The 20807-nt window shown below is 70.1% G+C and carries 19 protein-coding genes, 2 tRNA genes and 1 pseudogene; 10 read left to right on the top strand and 12 right to left on the bottom strand.

Going from position 1 to position 20807, the window contains the following annotated elements; all coding sequences use genetic code 11:
* Positions 1-3: 3 nt before the first annotated feature.
* The 4 genes from FHX37_RS00695 to FHX37_RS00710 form a co-directional block, all read right to left on the bottom strand.
* Entirely contained in the window at positions 4-759 is a 756-nt protein-coding gene (locus tag FHX37_RS00695; RefSeq protein ID WP_170181468.1) for a phosphotransferase, read from the bottom strand.
* Entirely contained in the window at positions 752-1585 is an 834-nt protein-coding gene (locus FHX37_RS00700; protein ID WP_141921549.1) for a class I SAM-dependent methyltransferase, read from the bottom strand. Before FHX37_RS00700 ends, FHX37_RS00695 begins: the two co-directional genes overlap by 8 nt.
* 18 nt (positions 1586-1603) lie before the next feature.
* Positions 1604-2128 carry a P-loop NTPase family protein gene (locus tag FHX37_RS00705; protein ID WP_141921550.1) on the bottom strand — a complete coding sequence of 175 codons (525 nt, stop codon included), beginning with the start codon at positions 2126-2128 and terminating at the stop codon, positions 1604-1606.
* 746 nt (positions 2129-2874) lie between these two features.
* Positions 2875-3357, bottom strand: a complete 483-nt coding sequence (locus FHX37_RS00710) for an ATP-binding protein (protein ID WP_281288257.1) — start codon at positions 3355-3357, stop codon at positions 2875-2877.
* 420 nt (positions 3358-3777) lie between these two features.
* On the opposite strand from FHX37_RS00710, the gene FHX37_RS00715 reads away from it, so the two are divergent.
* Positions 3778-5232 carry a hypothetical protein gene (locus FHX37_RS00715; protein ID WP_141921552.1) on the top strand — a complete coding sequence of 485 codons (1455 nt, stop codon included), beginning with the start codon at positions 3778-3780 and terminating at the stop codon, positions 5230-5232.
* Positions 5233-5236: 4 nt separating this feature from the next.
* Here FHX37_RS00715 and FHX37_RS00720 read toward each other — a convergent pair whose 3' ends face one another.
* Entirely contained in the window at positions 5237-6136 is a 900-nt protein-coding gene (locus FHX37_RS00720; RefSeq protein WP_141921553.1) for a phosphotransferase enzyme family protein, read from the bottom strand.
* Between the two features lie 315 nt (positions 6137-6451).
* On the opposite strand from FHX37_RS00720, the pseudogene fxlM reads away from it, so the two are divergent.
* Positions 6452-7306: pseudogene (fxlM, locus tag FHX37_RS00725) on the top strand (methyltransferase, FxLD system); the annotation flags it as partial.
* Positions 7307-7364: 58 nt separating this feature from the next.
* Here fxlM and FHX37_RS00730 read toward each other — a convergent pair.
* Positions 7365-7437: transfer RNA gene (locus FHX37_RS00730), tRNA-Arg, on the bottom strand.
* Positions 7438-7735: 298 nt separating this feature from the next.
* On the opposite strand from FHX37_RS00730, the gene FHX37_RS00735 reads away from it, so the two are divergent.
* Positions 7736-8902 (top strand): D-alanyl-D-alanine carboxypeptidase family protein, encoded by a 1167-nt coding sequence (locus FHX37_RS00735; protein ID WP_246061964.1) that lies wholly within the window; start codon positions 7736-7738, stop codon positions 8900-8902.
* Between the two features lie 33 nt (positions 8903-8935).
* On the opposite strand, the gene FHX37_RS00740 is transcribed toward FHX37_RS00735, so the two are convergent.
* The 3 genes from FHX37_RS00740 to FHX37_RS00750 form a co-directional block, all read right to left on the bottom strand.
* Entirely contained in the window at positions 8936-9583 is a 648-nt protein-coding gene (locus FHX37_RS00740; protein ID WP_141921554.1) for an SAF domain-containing protein, read from the bottom strand.
* A 126-nt stretch (positions 9584-9709) separates the two neighbouring features.
* Positions 9710-10099, bottom strand: a complete 390-nt coding sequence (locus FHX37_RS00745; RefSeq protein WP_141921555.1) for an FmdB family zinc ribbon protein — start codon at positions 10097-10099, stop codon at positions 9710-9712.
* Between the two features lie 158 nt (positions 10100-10257).
* Entirely contained in the window at positions 10258-10854 is a 597-nt protein-coding gene (locus tag FHX37_RS00750; protein WP_394344461.1) for a 5-formyltetrahydrofolate cyclo-ligase, read from the bottom strand.
* A 142-nt stretch (positions 10855-10996) separates the two neighbouring features.
* On the opposite strand from FHX37_RS00750, the gene galU reads away from it, so the two are divergent.
* From galU to FHX37_RS00785, 7 genes are all read left to right on the top strand, one after another.
* Positions 10997-11923 (top strand): UTP--glucose-1-phosphate uridylyltransferase GalU, encoded by a 927-nt coding sequence (gene galU / locus FHX37_RS00755; RefSeq protein WP_141921556.1) that lies wholly within the window; start codon positions 10997-10999, stop codon positions 11921-11923.
* An 85-nt stretch (positions 11924-12008) separates the two neighbouring features.
* Entirely contained in the window at positions 12009-13241 is a 1233-nt protein-coding gene (gene glp, locus FHX37_RS00760; RefSeq protein WP_141921557.1) for a molybdotransferase-like divisome protein Glp, read from the top strand.
* A gap of 222 nt (positions 13242-13463) precedes the next feature.
* Positions 13464-13952 (top strand): cyclic pyranopterin monophosphate synthase MoaC, encoded by a 489-nt coding sequence (moaC, locus tag FHX37_RS00765; protein ID WP_141921558.1) that lies wholly within the window; start codon positions 13464-13466, stop codon positions 13950-13952.
* A complete protein-coding gene (locus tag FHX37_RS00770) occupies positions 13949-14470 on the top strand; it encodes a MogA/MoaB family molybdenum cofactor biosynthesis protein (protein WP_141921559.1) in 522 nt (173 codons plus the stop codon). Before moaC ends, FHX37_RS00770 begins: the two co-directional genes overlap by 4 nt.
* Before the next feature lie 212 nt (positions 14471-14682).
* Positions 14683-15327: a GNAT family N-acetyltransferase gene (locus FHX37_RS00775; protein WP_141921560.1), complete on the top strand. Its 645-nt coding sequence runs from the start codon at positions 14683-14685 to the stop codon at positions 15325-15327.
* A gap of 342 nt (positions 15328-15669) precedes the next feature.
* On the top strand, positions 15670-16416 hold the full coding sequence (sepX, locus tag FHX37_RS00780; protein WP_141921561.1) for a divisome protein SepX/GlpR: 747 nt from the start codon (positions 15670-15672) through the stop codon (positions 16414-16416).
* 73 nt (positions 16417-16489) lie between these two features.
* A tRNA-Ala gene (locus FHX37_RS00785) sits at positions 16490-16563 on the top strand.
* A 149-nt stretch (positions 16564-16712) separates the two neighbouring features.
* Here the strand turns inward: FHX37_RS00785 and FHX37_RS00790 are convergent.
* The 3 genes from FHX37_RS00790 to FHX37_RS00800 form a co-directional block, all read right to left on the bottom strand.
* Positions 16713-18662, bottom strand: coding sequence for a S9 family peptidase (locus FHX37_RS00790; RefSeq protein WP_141921562.1), 1950 nt, complete (start codon positions 18660-18662; stop codon positions 16713-16715).
* Between the two features lie 185 nt (positions 18663-18847).
* Positions 18848-19912, bottom strand: coding sequence for a terpene synthase family protein (locus tag FHX37_RS00795; RefSeq protein ID WP_141921563.1), 1065 nt, complete (start codon positions 19910-19912; stop codon positions 18848-18850).
* A 95-nt stretch (positions 19913-20007) separates the two neighbouring features.
* Positions 20008-20670 carry a class I SAM-dependent methyltransferase gene (locus tag FHX37_RS00800; protein ID WP_211351713.1) on the bottom strand — a complete coding sequence of 221 codons (663 nt, stop codon included), beginning with the start codon at positions 20668-20670 and terminating at the stop codon, positions 20008-20010.
* Positions 20671-20807 lie beyond the last annotated feature (137 nt).

Raw genomic sequence — 20807 nt, forward strand, 5'->3', positions numbered from 1 at the left:
CATTCACGCCCGCTGATCGGGATCAGTTCCTGGCCGTACTGTTTCCCACCGATGTTGGTATCCGTTGCGGCCGAGGTAGGAGACGGTGAGGAGGTAGTGGAGTTCGAGCCACTGGATGAGGTTGTCCCAGGAACACGCTCTTGCAGGTCCACCTTCGGCGCGCACGGCAGCCTCATAGGCGGCCAGAACAGTGGGATATGTGGCTGGGGAGAGCCTGCCGTAGGTCATCGCAGCACTGAAGAGTAGTTTGGCGAGGTCGTAGCCAAACGGGGCGAGTGTGAGGTCGTCGAAGTCGATGAAGGCAGGACCCGCGTCGGTGATGAGAACGTTGCGGATGTTGGTGTCTTTGTAGAACGCTGCGGGTTGACCCTTGGCGTGGGTAAGGGCAGAGGTGCCGTGGTGCAACTGCTCGGGGCTGATCAGGCCGTGCTGGCAGTGATGGTGGAGCCGTGCGTGGCGCGAGGTGGTAAATCCGGGAAGGGTTAGGCCACTGGAAGTGGGGAAATCCTGGTCCAGACGGGCGTTACGCAGGCGAGTGCGGTGGGCCCGGCCGTGGAGACCTCCCAACAGGGATGCGACGGCCGCGAGTTCAGTGGGACGCGCGTGGTGACCGTGGAGATGACGCAATCGCAGCTCGTTCGCGTCCACGGTGTGCAAGTCGGGTATGGGAGCGGCGAGTGCGGTCAGCCACTGGTGGTTACGTGCCGCGTCCCGAGCTTGGCTGGAGTGGGAGTACTCCTTGGTGAACTCGTCAGTCATGTCGTACTCCGACCAGGTACGTGACGGTTGAGGAGGCATTGACGGGCCCTTCAGGACGCCGGAGGCGTAGTTCACTCGCGAGCCGGTCGGGATCGTTTCCCACCGAAGCTGCCAGTGTGTATTTCGGACTGGTGATCAGGTAACGCGCTAGGTGATCAAGGCTCGTAAAACGAAAAAGGTGCTGGTCGTGGCGGAGCTGGCGAACGTGGAGGATCGGTGCCGCCAGTTCGGCGATGTTATGGCTGTGGACGGTCTCATAGAGGCTGGGGCGGTTGGGAGCGTGAGAGTCGAGACCAGTAGAAGCGAGAAGACGGTCGAGTTCGTGGTAACTGTCGCGGGCTTTGGTCACTGCGATCAGCACGCCGCCGGGGCGTAGGCAACGGGCGGTCTCGGAGAGGACGACGGTGGGTTGGGCCGCGTGGTAAAGGCAGAAGGCCGCCACGACGGCATCGACGCTCTTTGCCGGCAGAGGAAGGTGGTGGAAATCAGCCACGCACATCCAGGCGTTGCGCCGTTCCTCTGCACCAAGTCTGGTGCGTGTGGTCGAGATAAGGGAGGCAGAGGCATCGACGGCCACCAGGAAACGCGGATCAAGCGCGGCCAGTGCCTGGGTCGTGGTTCCACGCCCGCAACCGACATCGAGAACCCGGGCCGTGTCCACTGGCACGGCAAGGTGGGTGTGAAGCAGGTCGCTGATCACCTCGACAACCGGTGTGCCGTGCAACCGGGCGTCTAACAGCGCACTGGTGCGCTCGGTCAGGCGCCGTGGGGTGGCATAGAGCTGGTGGAGGTAGCCGGTGTCGGTGAAGGGATTAGCCGACGACACGCCGACCCCCCTCCATGGTCAGGACGTGGTGTTGCGCGCCTGGGTAGTGAGCCGAGTAAGGAGGCGCTTGGCGCCACGGCGGGAGCGCACGGTGTGAACCTCGGCATGCGCGGCGTGTTCGACGATCAGGGAGCGAACGCGGGGCGCCATGGCACTGCGGTAGTTCCAGACATATCTGATGAAGCCCCAGTGGATGCGGTCGTAGACACCCAGGGCGTCGTTCTGCCCGCCCCCGTGGCGCCACCGACGTTGGGCGAGACCTGCCAGGCAGGTCACCGCAGGCAGGTCGAGGAAGATGACCGTGCTGGCACGTGCCAGCCGGATCGGCAGGGTGGAGGCGTAGTTGCCGTCGATGACCCAGCGTTGCCCGGCGACGAGTTCCTCCTGCAGCGCGCTGAACTCCTCCTGGGAGCGAGGTTTCCACTCGCTGCCGTAGTAGACGACGTCGAGATGCGTGACCGGAGCGTTCAGCTCCGTTCCCAGCCGGCGGGCGAGGGTGGTCTTGCCGCTGCCGCCGCAGCCGATGATCGCGATCCTGTCCATCACGAGCGACGCTACTGGACATACGGTCGTGTCGCTGGTGGGTTGTCGACACCACGATCTCACCTCTCAACCGGGGCAGGCGTGAGCGCGCCGCACAGAACAATGAAGCGACCAATCGCCTTCCGGGTCGGCTTCGCTTCCACAGCCGGGAATGAGGTCCTCGGCGGCGGCACCAACGTCCTGTACCGGCTGACTGACGAGTTTGTCGTCCGCATCGACCGGCCCGGCACGGGCGCCGTCGCCGAGGGGGAAGTGCGCGTCTCCCACTGGCTGCAGGCCTGGGGAGTTCCGGTGGTCCAGGATCTGGCTGGCGCTGCCCAACCGGTGATGGTTCGACGCGCGCCCGGCCACCTGGTGGCGTCTACTGCCCCCCCCGCACCGACCGGCCACACCAGGCGAACTCGGCGGTGTACTGCGCTCCAACCACGCGCCACCCGGTCCCCGAAGACCTGGAACTGGCCCAGTTTGATCCGTTCACCGGGAATCGGTCCCGACCGGATCGACACCGCCGTGGAACAGGGGCGGCGACACGGCGGTGTCCGGGCGGGTCACCCCTGTCTTTCGGTGCGCCGATGCACTCCGATCGGGCCTGCCTGGCGACACCAGGGGCCTGCAACGCTCTATGGTCGGCGAAGAGCAGCCAAGGCCGCTGTCGTTTGGCGCATGAATCGCCCTTCACATCGTGATGTGGTCAACACCTGGGACACAGACCCCTAGCCGAAGCCGGATAACGGAGGGGAATGGTCTTACGAAAACCCTCCCCGGGGATTGTCGACAGTGCGAGTGTGCACCGTGCGCTTCGGCAATCTCACCAGCAGCGTTTCGTTTCCGGCCTCGTCCGGGCTGGTGGGCGTGGCGATGTCGGCAAACACGATGCGTCCCCGCGCGTCGCCGGGGACTCCAATGCGCTCGGCCCGCTGATCCACGAGATAGAGACCGCGCGCCGCCTCAGGGAAGTCAGAGACAGGGCAGGAACGGGGCACCGTGGGTTCGGACTCCTCGGTACCTGCGTCGGTCACGCTGACGCGTACCCAGCAAGCTCCGGTCAGTAGCTCGACGCGCACTGTTCCATCCGGATGCCCCGAAGCCGTGTGCTTGAGTGCGTTGGTGATCAGTTCCGAGGTGACCAGAGCAGCGGTCTCCACCAGGCATATGCCATACCCCGCCGTGCGCAGGATCCCGGTCACCCACCACCGGACTTGGGCGACACTGTCAGGCTCGCCGGCCAAGGCGAATGCCCTTGCGGTTATGGCTCTTTAGCCCCCTTCGGGAGAACGCAGGACATCCATACCCAGCGACACTGGGCGCAGCCGGACAGACGAGTACCGCACACCAGTGCTCATTCCGCCTCCCCAGAACATTGCTGTGGTCCGCTTCGTGTCGGCCACGTCGACGAAGGCGCCCACCAGTGCGGATACGCCTTCCCCGGCGTGCCCACCCGCCGAGTGCCTGTGACTACGGGATCCGACAGGAAAGTAAGGAGTGTCGCGGCATCCGCCGTGTGGAACGCAGAGGGGAGCCGTTCCGCAATGCTGTGGTGTCATAGAGACCAAGCATCGACAGGACGAGCCGGTACGCGGCAGGGCACGCAGAAGGGCATCCAAGGGCAATCTGGCAGCGGCGATCACCCTGCTGTGAAGGAAAGCGCAATGGCAACCAGCGAGCCGAACTCCCGACTCCGCGCGGCACGCGAGGCATGCTCTTCGCCGTCGGCTCAGGGGGAGGCGATGAGCCGGGCCGAGCTGGCCGAGGCGGTCAACGATCACTTGTGGCGCACCACTGGCAGGCGCTACGCGTTGGACTCCCATGCCATCGCCCGATATGAGCGGGGCAAGGTCCGCTGGCCCAACGTGACTTACCGGGCTGGGCTGAAGGCCGTACTTGGAGCCGACAGCGATGCCGACCTGGGTTTCCACCCTGTACCACGCGGGCGAACGGTGCGTCCCGGATCGACTGGTGCGATGCACTTGACCGGCGGTGGCCAGCAAGATGGCCGACTGTGGGTGGCGGACCTGTGCGGGTCCTCAGACGCATCGGTTGATGCGGCACGGGCATTGTGGGCTACAGACCTCGATCGTGAAACCTCGGGGGCCGAGACGGCGATCCCGGAAGTCGACGTGAGTGCGGTGGTATTGCGGTGGCTGACCGCGTCGAACGCGCTGCTGACCCGGCGGCGTGAGGGAACGGTGCTGGCCAGTGGGGATGACGTTGCCGCGGTGCACCGTGCGTGTGACATGTTTGAGGCGCTGGATCATGAGTTCGGTGGCGGACACGCCCGCGCCGCGGCGGTGCAGTACCTGAACAGTGAGATGGCGCCGCTGCTGCGGGGACGCTACAGCGCCGCGGTGGGGTGGGACCTGTTCCGTGCGGCGGCCCGGTTCACCTACAAGACCGGGGCGATGGCCTACGACGCCGGACACCACGCCTTGGCGCGCAACTACTTCGTGCAGGCGCTGAACTTCGCCCACTGGGGCGGCGACCCGGCATTGGCTGGGAAGGCACTGTCGCTGTTGAGCCACCAGGCGAACTTCCTGGGGCTATTCCGCCAGGCGCTGGACCTCGCACGCAGCGCCCGGATGGGGACACAAGGCCAGGTAAGCCCCGGCGTCCAGGCGATGTATGCGGCGATGGAGGCACGTGCGCTGGCCTCGTTGGGGGAGGAACGGGCTTGCACGCAGGCACTGAACCAGATGGAACGGTTCTTCCTCACCCGCGACGCTGAGCAGGAACCCGAGTGGCTGGGGTATTTCGATGACTCCGAGGTTCACGACGAGTTCGCACACTGCTTCCATGACCTGGGGCTGGGAGAAGCTACTCGCCGTCACGCCCAGGAAAGTCGCAGCGGCGCCCGACGGGAGTACCGACGCAGCCGCACCTTCGCCGGCCTGATCCTGGCCGGCTCCTACGTGCTGGACCAGGGGAGCGACGTGGACGAAGCCTGCCGGATCGCTGACAGTGTCGTGGCCGAGGCAGGCCCGATGCGTTCGGACCGGGTCAGGAGCTATGTTCGTCGGTTCAATGAGCGCCTGGAACCGTATGCGGGCGCATCCGCAGTGCGCGCGTTCCGGCAGCGGGCTCGCGCCTCCCTGCTGGAGGCACCGTAGGACCTCAGACTCCGGGGGTCCAGTCGAACTGCTGGGGGCGGGTGCGCAGGGTGGCGATGCGGTGTTCGGCTTCAGCGGTGAGCCGCGGTTCGCGGCCGGTGCGGGCGCTGAGCCAGGCGGTCATGCGCAGCCGCCGGATGTCAGCCAGGGTGTCGTAGCCGTCCCAGTCGCGCACGTCATAGCCATAGGCGCGGACGAAGGCGGCGTACTCGCTGGCGGTATACCACTCCAGGTCACGGTAGACGGCGGCGACGACCAGGTCCCACTCCCGCGGTCCGGTGGAAACCCGTTCCAGATCCATGGCCACGATCTCCCCGCTGGGGGTGTGGGCGAAGTTCTTGCGGTGGGCATCGCCGTGCACGGGGCCGGGCGGCAGCGCCGGCTGCAGGTTCTGGAAGGCGTGCCGCAGCTCCTCCAGGCGAGTGGTGAGGTAGGAACGCGAGCCGGCGCTGATGCCGGTGGCCGCCTGCAGGTACTGTTCCACCCCGCGCAGCGGTTCCAGAGGTGGCAAGTCCACCTGTTCGGGAGCGGCCAGGGAGTGCAGGCGGCATAGCGCACCACCGAGCTCGGCACTGGTGGCCATGCGCGGCTCGGCGACCTCGTGCCAGAGCGAGACCAGCCACCCCGCGACCTTCACGGGCGTGGATCGTGCCGGACGCACGGCAGGAACCCCCGCGGAGTTCAGCCAGGCGGCCACGTCCAGTTCCTGACACAGGCGCTGCGCGTTGTCGGTGGCCGTGATGCGCAGAACGATCCCTTCCGTCGGCAGCAGCACCGAGGCGTTGGTTCCCACCGGCCCCAACACCCTGCGCTCGGCAACGGCAAGCCCCAATGCCGCGCCCGCCTGCGCGGCGATGCGCAGTGCCACCTCCTGTGTCAACGACCCATCGGCCTGAACGGCCATCCTGCCAACCTCCCCTCGACATCGTCCTGCTGCAGCGGGCAGCCGCTCTCACCCTAGATGGGCAGGCGTGCCCGGCTTCGTGTGGTGTTCCAGAGTGCCCGTCGGTGCCCCGCAGAATGCCCTGCCGCGCCCCACGCCTCCATGGAAGGGTGACTGTGCGGCTACGCACCGAACGCAGTTTGGGGACGCCGCGTGCCATGGGTTCGACCACAACAACCACGGAGGATGCCTGTGCCCGGCACAGCAGCGATGAGCCCCGATCAGGCCCGCCAAGACATGGTTGATGCCCTGATCGGCCAGCGAGTCCAGACGGGGATGGAGCCCTTCTCACCTCGCCTTGAGAAGGCGCTGCGCACGGTGCCGCGCCACCTGTTCGCGCCTGAGGCTTCGCTGGAGCAGGCGTATGCTCCTGACGCGCCGGTGGCCATCAAGCACGACGCTCAGGGCAGACGCGTCAGCTCGCTGTCCTCGGCCCATACCCAGGCCACCATGCTCGAACAGGCCGACATCACCCCAGGAATGCGGGTACTGGAGGTGGGCTCGGGGGGATACAACGCCGCCTTGGTCGCTGAACTGGTCGGAACCGGCGGTGAGGTGACCTCGATCGACATCGATCGTGACATCACCGACCGGGCACGGCACTGCCTCGATGCGACCGGATACGACCGGGTGCGGGTGGCCTGCGCCGATGCCGAGTACGGCCTTCAGGGACACGCCCCCTACGACCGCATCCTGATCACCGCAGGGGCCGGGGACATCCCACCGGCGTGGCGCGGCCAACTCGGGCCGCAAGGGCGCCTGGTCGTTCCCTTGAGAATGCGCGGCCTGACCCGCACTACCGCCTTCGACCGCGCCGACGGGCATCTCGTGAGCCGCCCTGACCACCACCTCACGCAGTTCGTGTCCATGCAGGGCGCTGGCGCCCACGCCGAGCGTGGCATCGCCGTGCAGGGTGAGGACATCTCGCTGTTCGCCGTCGAGGGGAATGTGGACGTTTCGGCGCTGCGCGAGGCGCTGCACGGGCCGCGGTTGGAGACCTGGCCGGGAGTGGAATTCCGCCATCCCGACCGGCTCCATTTGTGGGTGGTGGGCCACGCCGACCACTACGCCCTGCTGTATGCCCGGCCGGGTGTTCTGGAACCAGGCCCGAACGGGCCGTTGGCCCCGGCCCCGATCCCGGTTCTGCTCGCAGAGCAGGGAAGTCTGGCGTTGCGTACCAAACGCGCCGTGGCCCCAGCAGGATTCGAACCTGCGACACCCACTTTAGGAGAGTGGTGCTCTGTCCCCTGAGCTATGAGGCCCGTCTGGGATGATAGCTCACATCAGAGCCCTGCGTGCCTCACGTCGGTACGCGGTTCCGGCCGAAACCCGGCGGTACCGGGACGTGCGCGGATTGAGTATCCTGCTGGCGACACGGTTGTCATCGCTTCCGGGTGATTCCCCTCACTCTCGCTGTACGGCACTGGTCCGGTAACCCCCGTGTGTCCGCCGGGATGCCGTGCGTGGCCGCGACCGTGAGTGACACCCGCCAGTTCGTACAGTCATGTCCGGTGATGGGACTGTAGTACGTTGCGATGCGGTAACGCGGACGATTACGACGTGAAGCGCGGAGGCCCCCTCGTGCCGTTCAGCCTCGACGTGACGCGGCGACACTCCCGCGGACCGGGCGGCGAGGATCCGTTCACTCTCGTGCTCGCTCGGCTCCGCGACAGTCGGCCCGCGCGGCTGGCTCTGGCCGCCGTCCTCGTGGCGGTCTGCCTCGTGCCGGGCGCGCAGACGGTCGTCGCCCCGGCGACCGACACCGCCACGGCCGACAGCGACCTCGACGAGCTCAAGAAGAAGGCCGACAAGGCCAAGGAGGAGCTCGAGGAGGCCACCGAGGACTACACCGAGCGGGAGAAGGCGCTGGAGGACGCCCAGGACGAGCTCGTCTCCACCCTGGAGGACCTGCAGGAGACCGAACAGGACCTCGCCGAGATGCGCGAACCCCTGTCCCAGCTCGCCAGCACCCTGTACCAGCAGCCCGACGGCGGCACCCTCGGGATGATGACCTCCGGGACGATCGAACAGGACCTCCAGGTGGAGTCCTACGTCGGCAAGCTCTCCGACGACCAGCAGGCGCTGCTGGAGGAGGCCAACAGTCTCCGGGAGGAGAAGTCCGACCTCGCCAACGACGCGCAGGCGCTGCAGTCGGAGACGCAGCTGGAACGGGTCGAGCTCAAGGGCGACCTCGCCGACCTGCGGGAGAAGTCGGAGGAGAGCACCGAGGAGCTCACCAGCGAGCTGGAGGACCGCGGGCTGGACGTCGACACCTACATGGCCGGGGCGGAGTGCGACCCCTCCAAGGGGGAGAACGCCTCCGACTCGGCCAACGGCCTGCTTCCGGACAGCTCCCTGTGCGAACTCCCGCAGGGCGGCGAGTTCCTGCGCGCCGACGCGGCCGTGGACTTCATCGAGATGAACCAGGCCTACGCCGAGGAGTTCGGTGAGGAGATGTGCGTGACCAGCTCCTACCGCGACCTCCCCAACCAGCAGCGCGTGTTCGCCGAGCAACCCCCCGGCAACGCCGCCGTCCCGGGCACCAGCAACCACGGCTGGGGCCTGGCGATCGACCTGTGCGGCGGGGTGCAGAACGAGGGGACGCCGCAGTTCAACTGGCTGGAGGAGAACTCCGAGCAGTGGGGCTGGTTCCACCCGCAGTGGGCCTACTCCAGCCCCTACGAGCCCTGGCACTGGGAGTACGAGGCCGTCAGCGGCGCCGACTGACCCCGCCCGGTCCGCGGGCGGGCGGTGGACCCCTCACCCGCGGATGGTGACGGACAGGCGGCTGCTGGCCGCGTGTCCGGCGAGAGCGCGCGCGTCCTCCGGAGTGACCGCCACGAGCAGGAGCGCGCCCGTCTCCCCGGACCCGGCCCGGTCGTCTTCCGGAACGGCGATCACCGGGCAGTCGGCCACCACCCGCTCGGCCGGACCGCCGCCCACCGCCTCCGCGGCGAAGCCGGCCGCGGACGGTTCGCCCGCCGCGAGGATGTCAACCCTGCTTCCCGGGTTGAGGAGGGTGAGAGCTCCGGCGTCCGCCACCCGGACCGGGGCGGCCACCCTGTCGGCGCCGTACTCGGCGGCGGGCGGGTCCGCGACCCGGGCGGTGGTGAGCACCTCCCCGCCGCGCAGCGGACCGGTCAAGGACATGCCATCAGTGTCGGTGTCCGGCGGAAGGGCGCCGTCGGGCACGGCCTCGCGCGGAAGGGAGCGCACCGTGGTGTCGCGCGGTGCCAGTGGGGAGGAGGCGGACACGTCTCCCGCCGCCACCAGGACGTCCGTGGTGGGCTCCGGAGGCGGGCGCAGCAACAGGACCGCGCCCGCGAACGCGAGCGCGGCGCAGGACGTGCCGAACGCGCGCCTGTGCCGGGACAGGAAGGCGCCCGGAACGCGCCGGCGCGTTCTCACAGCGGGCGGAGTGCTGGACGTGTGATGGCCATGTCAGCACGATACGACGCCGGGCAGGGAGTGGGGCGCCTGTCCACAGGCGCGGGGGTGCGGGTCCTGTTCGACGGACGGCGTCCGCCGAACAACCTAGCTGGAGGAGGCGGAGGCGGTGCTCGTCGACCCGCTGGAGGACCCGGAGGAGCTCGCGGTTCCGGAGGAGGAGTCGCCCGATCCGGAGGAGCCCGAGCTGGAGGAGTCCGAGCCGGAGCCGGACGAGTCCGCGCTTGAGCTGTCGCTCTTCTGGCCGCTGCCGTTCGCGGACTCCGAGGAGCCGTTGGCGGAGACCGACGATCCGGAACCGGGCTTGCTGTCGGTGTGGTAGAAGCCGGAGCCCTTGAAGACGATCCCCACAGCCGAGTACACCTTGCGCAGGCGGCCCTCGCACTCGGGGCACACGGTCAGCGAGTCGTCGCTGAAGCTCTGCACGACTTCCATCTGAGCGTCGCATGCGGTGCACGCGTACTGGTACGTAGGCACGGATCCTCCTTGCTGGCACTCTCGCCCGCTGACTGCTAAATGGTACGTGCTCGGGCAGCGCTGCCGCGACTCGGGGCGCTGCCACCGGCCGGTACGGCGCCGCCGGGATATGCAACACCCGGCGGTTCGGCGCTGTTCCCTCGCACACACCGGCGGGGTCAGAACCAGGAGAGCCCGCCCGTCGGCGTCACGACCCCGTGTACCGGCTGGTCGTGCGGTTCCGTGGGCACCGCGTCCACCAGTTCGGTGTCGTAAATCACCGCGACGATGCTCGTGTTCGGCCCGGCCAGCGACAGGGCCCGGTCGTAGCAGCCGGCCCCGCGCCCCAACCGGTAGCCCTTGCGGTCGATGGCCAGCGCGGGGCACACGATGGCCGACGCCCGCCGCACCGCCTCGGGGCCGTGCCGCTGACCGGTGGGTTCCAGCAGGTCGTTGGCGGTGCGGGTGAGACTGTCCGGACCCTCGTAGGAGGCCCAGTCCAGGTTCCGGTCCGGCAGGAACACCGGCAGCAGCACGTAGGTACCGCGCCGCCACAGCGCGGTGATGAGTTTGTGGGTGTCCGGCTCGGTTCCGACCGAGTAGTACACGGCGACCGTCCCGCCCGTGTCGAAGGGCGGCGTGCTGGCGAGAGCGTCCCTGAGCGCCGTCCCCGCGCGCTGCGTCTCGGACTCGGGCAGACTGCGCCGTTCCTGCGTGATCCGCCGGCGCATCTCCCGTTTCTCGGTGGTCTCCATGGCACCCAGTCTCCCAGCCACGGCCCGACGGTGAGGAATGCGTGAAGAACGGGTGAATGTCCCTTGCGCCGTACGGCGCTCACCGGCCAGCGCGCTGCCGTGACGCGGACCGGCCCACGCGTGCCGGGCGGTCACGGCACCGGCGCTGTCCTACAGTGCCGGCATGGCTGAAACGCAACCCGCTGTCCCCACTGTCACGAAAGCCGTGGTACCCGCGGCGGGTCTGGGCACCCGGTTCCTGCCCGCGACCAAGGCGACGCCCAAGGAGATGCTGCCGATCCTGGACAAACCCGCGATCCAGTACGTCGTGGAGGAGGCCGTCGCCGCCGGCCTCGACGACGTCCTCGTGATCACGGGGCGCAGCAAACGCTCCATCGAGGACCACTTCGACCGCGCCTACGAGCTGGAGGAGGCGCTGCGCGCCAAGGGCGACACCCGGCGCCTGCGGTCGGTGCAGGCCACCAGTGAGCTCGCCCAGATGCACTACGTGCGGCAGGGCGACCCGCGCGGGTTGGGCCACGCGGTCCTGTGCGCCGCGGCCCACGTGGGGCGGGAACCGTTCGCCGTGCTGCTGGGCGACGACCTCATCGGCGAGGTGGACGCGCTGCTCGCGCGGATGATCGAGGTGCGCGAGACCTACGGCGGCAGCGTGGTGGCGCTGATGGAGGTCGACCCCGAGAACGTGTCCTCCTACGGGTGCGCCGCCGTGGAACCGGCGGACGAACCGGACGTCGTCACGGTCACCGACCTGGTGGAGAAACCGCCGGTGGAGAGCGCCCCCAGCCGGTGGGTGATCATCGGCCGCTACATCTGCGACCCGGCGGTGTTCGACGTGCTGCGCGAGACCCCGCCCGGCAGGGGCGGGGAGATCCAGCTCACCGACGCGCTGCGGGAGCTGGCCGGGCGCGGGGCCGACGAGGGCGGGCCCGTGCACGGAGTGCTGTTCCCCGGGCGGCGCTACGACACCGGGAACACGGTGGACTACCTCCGCACCGTCGTGGAGTTCGCGTGCCGCCGCCCCGACCTCGCCGCCGAGTTCCTGCCCTGGCTGCGCTCGTTCGTGGCGGAGAAGGACAATCCCCAGACGTGAGGGCGGGGCTGTCCGGGACCCCCACCCGGCGTGGAACACTGGACACCTCGGCGGTGCGGCGTCAACGAACGGGGGAGCGACGACGATGAAGAGCGTGGAGCAGCACATCCGGGACGTTCTGGAGCTCGTTCACCCCACGGAGCCCACCGAGCTGGACCTGCTCCAGGCGCACGGCGGGGTGCTCGCCGAACCCGTGTCCGCGCCGGTCTCCCTCCCGCGGTTCGACAACTCCGCGGTGGACGGCTACGCCGTCGTGGCCACCGACCTCGACGGCGCCTCGGAGCAGGACCCGGCGCGTCTGCCCGTCGTCGCCGACATCCCCGCCGGGGACACCGCTGTGGTGACACTGCGGCCCGGCCAGTGCGCGCGCATCATGACCGGCGCGCCCCTCCCCGGGGGAGCGGACGCCGCGGTCCCGGTGGAGTGGACCGACGGCGGGACGGGGACCGTGACCGTCGACCGGCCCGTGACCGCCGGGAACGCCGTACGCCGCGCCGGCGGGGACGTGCGCGAGGGGGACCCGGTGCTGCGGTCCGGGGTGCGCGTGGGGCCGTCCGAGACGGCGGTGCTGGCCGCGGTCGGCCGGGGCAGGGTGCGGGTGCACCCGCGGCCGCGGGTCGCCGTCCTGTCCACCGGGGAGGAACTGGTGGAACCCGGGGCGCCGCTCGGCCGGGGGCAGATCTGGGAGTCCAACAGCTACATGCTGGCCACCGCCGTACGGGACGCCGACGGTGTCGCGTCCCGGCACGCCGCCACCGGCGACGACCCGGACAGCGTGCGCGAGGCGATCGAGGACGCCGCCGCGCGCTCCGACCTCATCCTCACCACCGGCGGTGTCAGCATGGGCGCCTACGACGCCGTCAAGGAGGTGCTCTCCCGGCTGGGAACGGTGTGGTTCGGCAAGGTCGCGGTGCAGCCGGGCATGCCCCAGGGCGCCGGAACGGTGGGCCACGACCGGACCCCGATCCTGACCCTTCCCGGAAACCCGGTCAGCGCCTTCGTGTCGTTCCAGCTGTTCGTTCGCCCCCTCCTGCGCGCGCTGCGCGGCCTTCCCCCCGACCCGCTGCCCTCGGTGCGCGCCCGGTTGGCGGCCCCGGGCCTCACCTCGCCGTACGGGAGGCGCTCGTACCTGCGGGCGGTGCTGGAACGCGACGGAAGCGACCCGGAGGTGGCCCACACCGCCGAACTCGCCGCGCGGCAGGGGTCCCATCAGCTCTCCGCCCTCGCCGACAGCAACGCTCTGGTGGTGGTTCCGGAAGAGGTGACGGAACTGGCCAGCGGAGACGTGGTGGAAGCTGTCACCCTGGACGGGACGTAGACCCTGTTCGGCGGACGCGTGCGCGTCGCTCCGGTACCCCGCCGGCGGCGCCCCCGTCCTCCCGACGGAGGATGCCCCCGCCCCGGCCCTCGGCCGTGCGGAGGGGCGCCGTCCGCGCCGCCCGGTGCGGGCAGCGTCCACCGGACAGGGCCCGCAGCCCGCGCACCGCACCGCCGCGGCGGTGCCGACCACAACCGACGCAAGGCACACAGGAAGCACACGATGTCCGAATCAGGATCCGCCGGATTCACCCACCTCACCGAGTCCGGTGACGCCCGCATGGTCGACGTGTCGGCCAAGGAGTCCAGTGCCCGCAGCGCGACCGCGACGGGGCGAGTGCTGCTGGCGCCGGAGGCCGTGTCGGCCCTGCGCGACGGGGAGGTTCCCAAGGGGGACGCGCTGGCGGTGGCCAGGGTGGCGGGTATCCAGGGGGCCAAACGCACCCCGGACCTCGTGCCGCTGTGCCACCCGATCGCTGTGCACGGTGTGGACGTCGACCTGCAGGTGCGCGACGAGGGGGTGCACATCAGCGCGACCGTGCGCACCGCCGACCGCACCGGAGTGGAGATGGAGGCGCTGACCTGCGTGACAGCGGCGGCGCTGGGCCTGGTGGACATGGTCAAGGCGCTCGACCCCCAGGCGGTGGTTTCCGACGTGCGGGTCGAGGAGAAAACGGGAGGCAAGAGCGGGGATTGGCGGCGTTCCCGATGAGCGGCCAGGAACACGCGCCGAGCGCGCTCGCCGTCACGGTGTCCAACCGGGCGTGGGAGGGGACCTATCCGGACCGTTCCGGTCCGGTCCTGGTGGACCTGCTGGGACAGGCGGGATGCGCGGCGTTCGGCCCCTGGGTGGTGCCCGACGGGCAGCCGGTCGCCGAGGCGTTGGAGCAGGCCCGCGACGCGGGGTACGACGCGGTGATCACCAGCGGGGGAACGGGGCTGAACCCGAACGACGCCACACCGGAGGCCACCCGCCCGCTGCTGGGCTACGAGGTTCCGGGGGTCGCCGAGGCCGTACGCGCGGCCGGCCGGGAGAAGGGCGTCGCCTCCGCCGTCCTCTCGCGCGGCCTGGCCGGAGTGATGGAGCGCGGTGACGGGCACCGCGTGTTCGTCGTGAACCTGCCCGGCTCCACCGGCGGAGTACGGGACGGGATGGAGGTGCTGTCGCGGTTGCTGGCCCACGCGCTGGACCAGATACGCGGCGGCGACCACCCCCGCGCGGCGGGCTGACCGTCCGGTTCCGGACGTCGGCGCCGCGCGGGTAGGGTGCTGCTCCGGTGTCCGCGCGCCGCGCCCGGCCTGGCGCGCAGGCGCCGCGTTGTTTCGGCCATGGTGGAATACTGGACGTTGTCGTAGGAAACGGCGCGTCCGGCCGCTCCCGTCACGCGCAGTCCCGGCGCCCGGCCGCCAGCGGCGCCGGAAGCATCGGAAGGACACAGGAAGTGAATCGGATACGAGGCTGGCCGGTCACCCTGCGGGAGGGGCCGGTTGGTCTGCGTCCACTGCGGCTGCGCGACGCCCGCCCCATGCGGGAAGTGCGGGTGCGCAACGCCGAATGGTTGCGACCCTGGGAACCGACGCATCCCGAGATGCCGTTGCAGGACTCCAGCCTGACTCCCTACATCGCCATGGTGCAGTCGATCCGCCGGGAGGCCCGTCAGGGCACCTCCCTTCCGTGGGCGCTGCTGTACGAGGGCGAGTTCGTCGGCCAGCTGACCATCAGCGCGCTCATCTGGGGGGCGGCGCGCTCCGCGCAGGTCGGCTACTGGATCGACGGCGCCTACGCCGGCCGGGGGGTCACCCCCACCGCGGTGGCGATGGCCGTGGACCACGCGTTCTTCACCGTGGGGCTGCACCGTATCGAGGCCAGCGTTCGGCCGGAGAACACGGCGAGCAGGCGCGTCGTCCAGAAACTGGGGTTCCACGACGAGGGGACACGCCGGCGGCAGTTGCACATCGACGGCGCGTGGCGGGACCACATCTGTTACGCGCTCACCCACGAGGACGTTCCCGGCGGGTTACTCCAGCGTTGGCGACACGGCCAAAACCCGTCGTTACCGGGAGACCCACCGCACACCGGTCGCTGACCCCCCGCGAACCGGAGACACGTTACTCCTGGACACACGTCCACGGAGGAATCACCGAGGAAGAGGACAGACTGCAATCTCACGACACTCCGGTCCGAATACTGCGCATTTACGGACACTGGGTCGTACGGTGCGGAACGTAGACGTATCAACGATACGGACAATGCGTGCATATGGCGCATGGGAGACAGCGCTCGGGGGGCACGGAGAACGATTCCGGAACGGAACCGCGACCGTGGACCGTCGTACCTGTCCACCGTCTTTCACGCTGCGCCGCGCACGGATGGCCGTGTCGGTACAGCGTCTGGCAGTGTCGTGTGATCGGCGGTACGAGGAGGGGTAATGGGCAGCTCTCCTCTGTATCTTGCCATCGTCGTCGTGTGGCTCATCGTGCTCGTTCCGATGCTGCTGCGCCGTGACGCGTCCGACCCCGCACCGGCGACCTCGCGCCGCACCGACCGCCGGGGCGGTCCCGGTCCGGGTGGTGGGTCGGACATAAGTGACGATGAGGACGAGGACTTCATCGACGACGAGTCCACTGATGAGGACGAGTCCGATATCAGCGACAATGGCGATTCGGAGGACACCCCTCCGCCGCGTCGTGCCCCGGCAGCGCCCCGGGCGCGTACCGAGGCCGCCGAGGACGGGGAGGAATCCGGCGAGCCCGCAGAGGAGACGGACGCCGAGGTGCTGTCCCAGCGCGGTCCCGCACCGCCCCGGGTGAACCGGGCCCGCATCATCGCGCGCCGCCGCCGCCGTACCACCGGCCTGGTCACACTGATCGCGGTAACCGCGGTGGCCGTGGTCGCCGGCCTCGGGCCGGCATGGGTACTCATCCCGCCGGCGCTGCTGCTGACGGGGCATCTCGCGCTGTTGCGCGAGGCGGCCAAGGCCGACACCGAGCGCCGTGTCGCCGAGCTGCGGCACCGGCGCCGGAAGCGGCGCGAGGAAGCCCGCCGCGCGGCCGAGGAGGCCGAGCGCCGTCAGCGGGAGCCCCGCGTCCCGGCCAACGTGGTCGAGTTGGACGCGCGCCGCAGTGACGTCTATGATCAGTACGCCGACGCGCACATACGCGCCGCCGGGGACTGAGCGCGGTCCGGAACCGTCCCGGTCTCCGATTCGGCAAACAGCACACGAGCTGTTATCGTATAGAGCGTCTCAAGGGGCTGTGGCGCAGTCCGGTAGCGCATCTCGTTCGCATCGAGAGGGTCCGGGGTTCAAATCCCCGCAGCTCCACACGAGATCAGGTCCCCGTTCCCGGCACAGGGAACGGGGACCTTGTTGTTGCCCGCAGCGGGGCCGTTCCCCGCGCCATGGGGGAGCCCCGGCCGGAATCCCGCGCCCCGACGGGGCGGCCGGCTGCCGTTGCCGGGGCCGAGCCTCTCCTAGACCGCGGCGTCGAACCCGAACTGCTGGGCGTAGAACGACAGCTCGGCCTCCAGCGCCTCCCTGATCGAGTCCGCCTTCCGGAACCCGTGCCCCTCCTCGGGAAAAGCGCGGTAGACGCACGGAAGCCCGTGCTCGTCCAACGCGGCTCTCAGACGCCGGGCGTGCTCCGGCGGACAGATCTCGTCCTTCTCCCCCTGCAGCAGCAGAACCGGTCCGGCCGCCCGCCGGGCGTTCGTGACGGGCGAGCGCTCCACGTAACGATCCCGGCACTCCGGAAGAGGGCCGATGAGGCTGTCGAGGTAGCGGGACTCGAAGTCGTGGGTTCCACCCGCGGCGGCGGCCAGGGGATCGAGCAGCGGGAACATGAGCGTTCCGCAGCGGAAGACGTCGGTCGACGTCAGCGCCACGGCGGCGGTCCAGCCCCCGGAGCTGCCGCCGCGTATGGCGATCCGCCGGAGGTCGGCCGTCCCCTCCCGAGCGAGGGCGCGGGCGACGCGGGCGCAGTCCGCGACGTCGACGACCCCCCACTGGCCGCGCAGCCGGTTGCGGAACCGCCTCCCGTACCCGGTCGACCCGCCGTGGTTCACGGCGACGACGCCGATCCCGCGACTGGTGAAGTAGGCGATGTCCGCCCGGAGCTCGGGGGCGGCGCGGCCGGTCGGCCCGCCGTGCACGTGGACCAGGAAGGGAGGGAGCTCCCCCGCCGGGGCCCGGTACTCCGGATTGTGCGGCGGGTACACGAGCGCGGGGACCGGCTCCCCCTCCGGCCCCGCGAAGCGGCGTTCGTGCGGAACGGGCAGGTACGCCGGGTCGGGCGAGCGCCGCGGCGGCCGGGAGAGCTCCGCGCGGCACCGGGAACGTGTGTCCGCGCGCACCACGGTGTGTCTCTGCCGGGGGGACGCCGCCACCCCGATGACCTCCCCGCCGCGGCGCGTGGTGATGTCCGGCTCCCAGGACGGGAAGGCGGTGTCCAGGTCGCGGACCGTCGACGTGCCCTCGTCGAGGACCGCCAACCTCCCCGAACGCACCACGGCGTAGCGCCCCGCCCCCAGGGGGGAGAACCAGCGGCTTCCCAGCTGCCAGAGCGGACCGCCCAGTTCCTCCGCGCAGGGGGCGAGGTTGCGGCGCGTCCGGTCGAGGCCGATCCGGTACAGGTTCCACCAGCCGTCGGGGTCGGACAGGGCCAGCAGCGAGTCGGGTCCGTCCCACGCGAACTGGCAGACCGCCTCACAGGGACCTCCCGCCAGGACCCGGGCGGGGCCGACGCCGCCCGCGCCGTCCAGGGGGGCGACGTACAGCAGCGTGCCGTCCCAGGGCATCGCCGGGTGGTCCCAGCCCAGCCACGCGAGGTGGCGCCCGTCCGGGCTCGGTCTCGGGGAGCTCAGGAAGTGGTGGTTGTCGGCCAGCACACGCTGCCGCGAGGGGTCGCCGACGGCCTCCCCCGAGAGGGGGACGGCGACGGCGTCGCGGCTGACGTCCGTCCGCCGGCCGCCGTACACGGTTTCGCGTACGCACCAGACCTCGTCCCCGCCCGGACCCGCGACGGGGTCGGCGTAGCGGGTCGTGTGCGGTAGCTCCGCGCGGGGAGTGAGCGGGACGGGGTCCGGGGCCGCCGCTCCCGGACTCGCCGCGTACAGCCGCTGGTCGGACCACTCGGTGAAAACCAGCCGGCTCGCCGCGTCCGGGGGCAGCAGGCACCACGGCCGCCCGCCGTACTCGTGCACCCGGTTGCGGACGCTCCACGGTGCGGGCAGCGCCTCCTCGACCCGGCCCGTGTCCTCCCGGAGCCGTAACAGGGCCACCCGACCGTCCTCCTCGGGCCTGCGCTGCGTCCACCACACGTGGCCCTCCTCCGCCTCGACCCACTGGGGCAGACTGCTCGTCGCCACCGCGTCGTCACTGGTGACGGCCGAGACCCAGGTGCCGTACGGTGCGTTCTCCGGCATTCGCGCGCTCCTGTTCGCTGGTCCGGGCGAGGGTGTTCCGTCGTGGGGCCCGCGTGGCGGCAGGGGCTGCCCCTCGGCAGGGGCGGGAAGCGCCGAACGGGGAACGTGCCGTGCTCCGGTGGGGTGGCGCGCCGCCCCACCGGAGCACACCGGCCCGACGGAGACCGCTCACCGGGGTGGGGATGTCAGAAGTAACCGATGTGTTCGGGGTCGCACACCACCGAGTCGGCGGTCTCGCCGTCGAGGTGGTAGCGCCGGGAGACCTGGTGGAAACGGTGGTTGCCGCCGAGCAGCAGGTCGAGGGCGCGTGCGTACCTGTCCGCCTGCGGGAAATCCGTCGTCGCCACCCACTCGTCCCGGGCGGCGGCGTACTCCTTCCCGGCCGTCGTGATCATCGCGACGAGGTCGTCGATCGCCTCCTGCCAGGAGTAGCCCTCGTTGAACACGCGGAGCGTGACAGGGTGCACCAGCGAGGTGAGGTTCTCCTGGTGGTAGACGTACTCGCGCCGGAACGAGTAGAGGTCGTTCATCAGGAAGAGGTGACGCGCGGCGGGGGCGAGCGCGCGCTGGAGGGCGGGGTCCCGGAAGAAGCCCGACGGCACCTCCAGTCCGGACATGGGGGCAGCGCCGAGGAAGAAGATGTCGGTGAAGTACGTCGTGTCCCTGTAACGCAGGTACTCCGCCATGGTCATGTCGATCAGGGACGGCATGGCGGCGCGGTGCTGGTCCTTGCGCGTCATGCTCTGGAAACCGTCCCGGACTGTGTCCAGGAACTGTTCCCCGGCGTCGGACGGGAGCCACGAGCGGATCTCGAAGGTCAGCTCGACGATCTTCGCCAGCAGCGCGTCATCGGTGAGCTCCCACGGGGACGCACCGGCCTCCCGGCCGCGGGCGATCATCGCGTTGATCCGGTCCCATATGGTCACGCTCGTCCCGGTCGCTCCGTCGTTCCTGGCCCACGCGGTCTCGACCGCGTCGTCGCACAGGCAGAGCAGGCCGTTCCACTTCACCCACGTGTCCAGGCGCTCCCTGTCCGCCTCGGGGTAGATGAGAGCGATCCCGAGGTGCAGCTTCGACTCGCGGTAGTAGTCGGTTCTGCCCGACATCCACGAGGCGCCCTCGAAGAAGGGGAAGCACCACTCGTCCATGGCCGCCTGGTACTCGTCGTCGTAGTGCGGGTTGACCGCCCACGGACCGCATTCGAGCCGGGGGAGTTCGTACTGGATCGTCCTGTCGGGCTGGACACTCACGAGTGTTCCTTTCCTGTTCGTTCGGGTCGCGTCGCCGGTGGGTCCGCGAGGAGCCACCGGGCCGGCTCCGCCCCCGGGGGACGGGACCGGAGGGGTCACGAAGCGGGGTGGAACCCCAGCAGGGCGGCGACGGAACGGTCGCCTCCGTAATCCAGCCAGGTCCGGCGCACGACGCGCGCGCCGGGCATCAGGGCCAGGTACTCGTCGAGGCCGCGCAGCCGCGACCACTTGCTGACCGGAACGTGGGCGCGCTCGTACTCGATCAGGACGAGGTAGCGGCAGGACTCCGCGAGTGAGCGGCACGCCGCGGCGATCCCCTCCTCATCGAGCACGTGCATGAGGACCCAGACGGACACGCCGATGTCGAACCGCGCCTCGCCCCAGGGGCGCTGCTCCGCGCGTCCTGTCCGGAACTCCACGTTGTCCAGCGACGCGCAGCGCTCCCGGGCCAGGTCGAGCATCCGCGGTGTCATGTCGACGGCCGTCACGTGCTGGGCCAGCTCAGCCACCGTGGGCGTGAGCCTGCCGATACCGCACCCCACCTCCAGGGCGGAGGCCGGCGGACGCCCCATCTCACGGCGCGCGGTCTCCGCGAACTCCCCGAGGACACGCGCGGTCTCGCGCGTCACTCCCTCGTTCAGCTCCTCCGGCTGCGAGGCACGCATGACCCGTGCCAGCCCGTCGCGCATGGACCTGCTGGCCCACTCCCGGGCCACCTCCCGGCCACTCGGAGCGAGCAGCTCCTCACCGCGTTCCACCTCGGCTTCTCCTTCCGTACGGGTTCGGCAGCCTTCCCCTGCGTTCCGACGGGGCAGGGCGGCCATGGCGATGTCGGGCCCCGGCGGTTCGGGGCGCTGCCGTGGGGGGACGCTGGCCGCACGACGTTCTGTGCGGC

Origin of the sequence: Haloactinospora alba (assembly GCF_006717075.1) — a bacterium.
GTDB classification, from domain to species: Bacteria; Actinomycetota; Actinomycetes; order Streptosporangiales; family Streptosporangiaceae; genus Haloactinospora; species Haloactinospora alba.

Excerpts from the sequence above, each read along its gene's own strand:
- FHX37_RS00695 (WP_170181468.1), bottom strand. The coding sequence starts at position 759 with ATGACTGACGAGTTCACCAAGGAGTACTCCCACTCCAGCCAAGCTCGG.
- glp (WP_141921557.1), top strand. The coding sequence starts at position 12,009 with ATGAAGAGCGTGGAGCAGCACATCCGGGACGTTCTGGAGCTCGTTCAC.
- FHX37_RS00790 (WP_141921562.1), bottom strand. The coding sequence starts at position 18,662 with ATGCCGGAGAACGCACCGTACGGCACCTGGGTCTCGGCCGTCACCAGT.
- FHX37_RS00720 (WP_141921553.1), bottom strand. The coding sequence starts at position 6,136 with ATGGCCGTTCAGGCCGATGGGTCGTTGACACAGGAGGTGGCACTGCGC.
- galU (WP_141921556.1), top strand. The coding sequence starts at position 10,997 with ATGGCTGAAACGCAACCCGCTGTCCCCACTGTCACGAAAGCCGTGGTA.
- moaC (WP_141921558.1), top strand. The coding sequence starts at position 13,464 with ATGTCCGAATCAGGATCCGCCGGATTCACCCACCTCACCGAGTCCGGT.
- FHX37_RS00770 (WP_141921559.1), top strand. The coding sequence starts at position 13,949 with ATGAGCGGCCAGGAACACGCGCCGAGCGCGCTCGCCGTCACGGTGTCC.
- sepX (WP_141921561.1), top strand. The coding sequence starts at position 15,670 with ATGGGCAGCTCTCCTCTGTATCTTGCCATCGTCGTCGTGTGGCTCATC.
- FHX37_RS00705 (WP_141921550.1), bottom strand. The coding sequence starts at position 2,128 with ATGGACAGGATCGCGATCATCGGCTGCGGCGGCAGCGGCAAGACCACC.
- FHX37_RS00715 (WP_141921552.1), top strand. The coding sequence starts at position 3,778 with ATGGCAACCAGCGAGCCGAACTCCCGACTCCGCGCGGCACGCGAGGCA.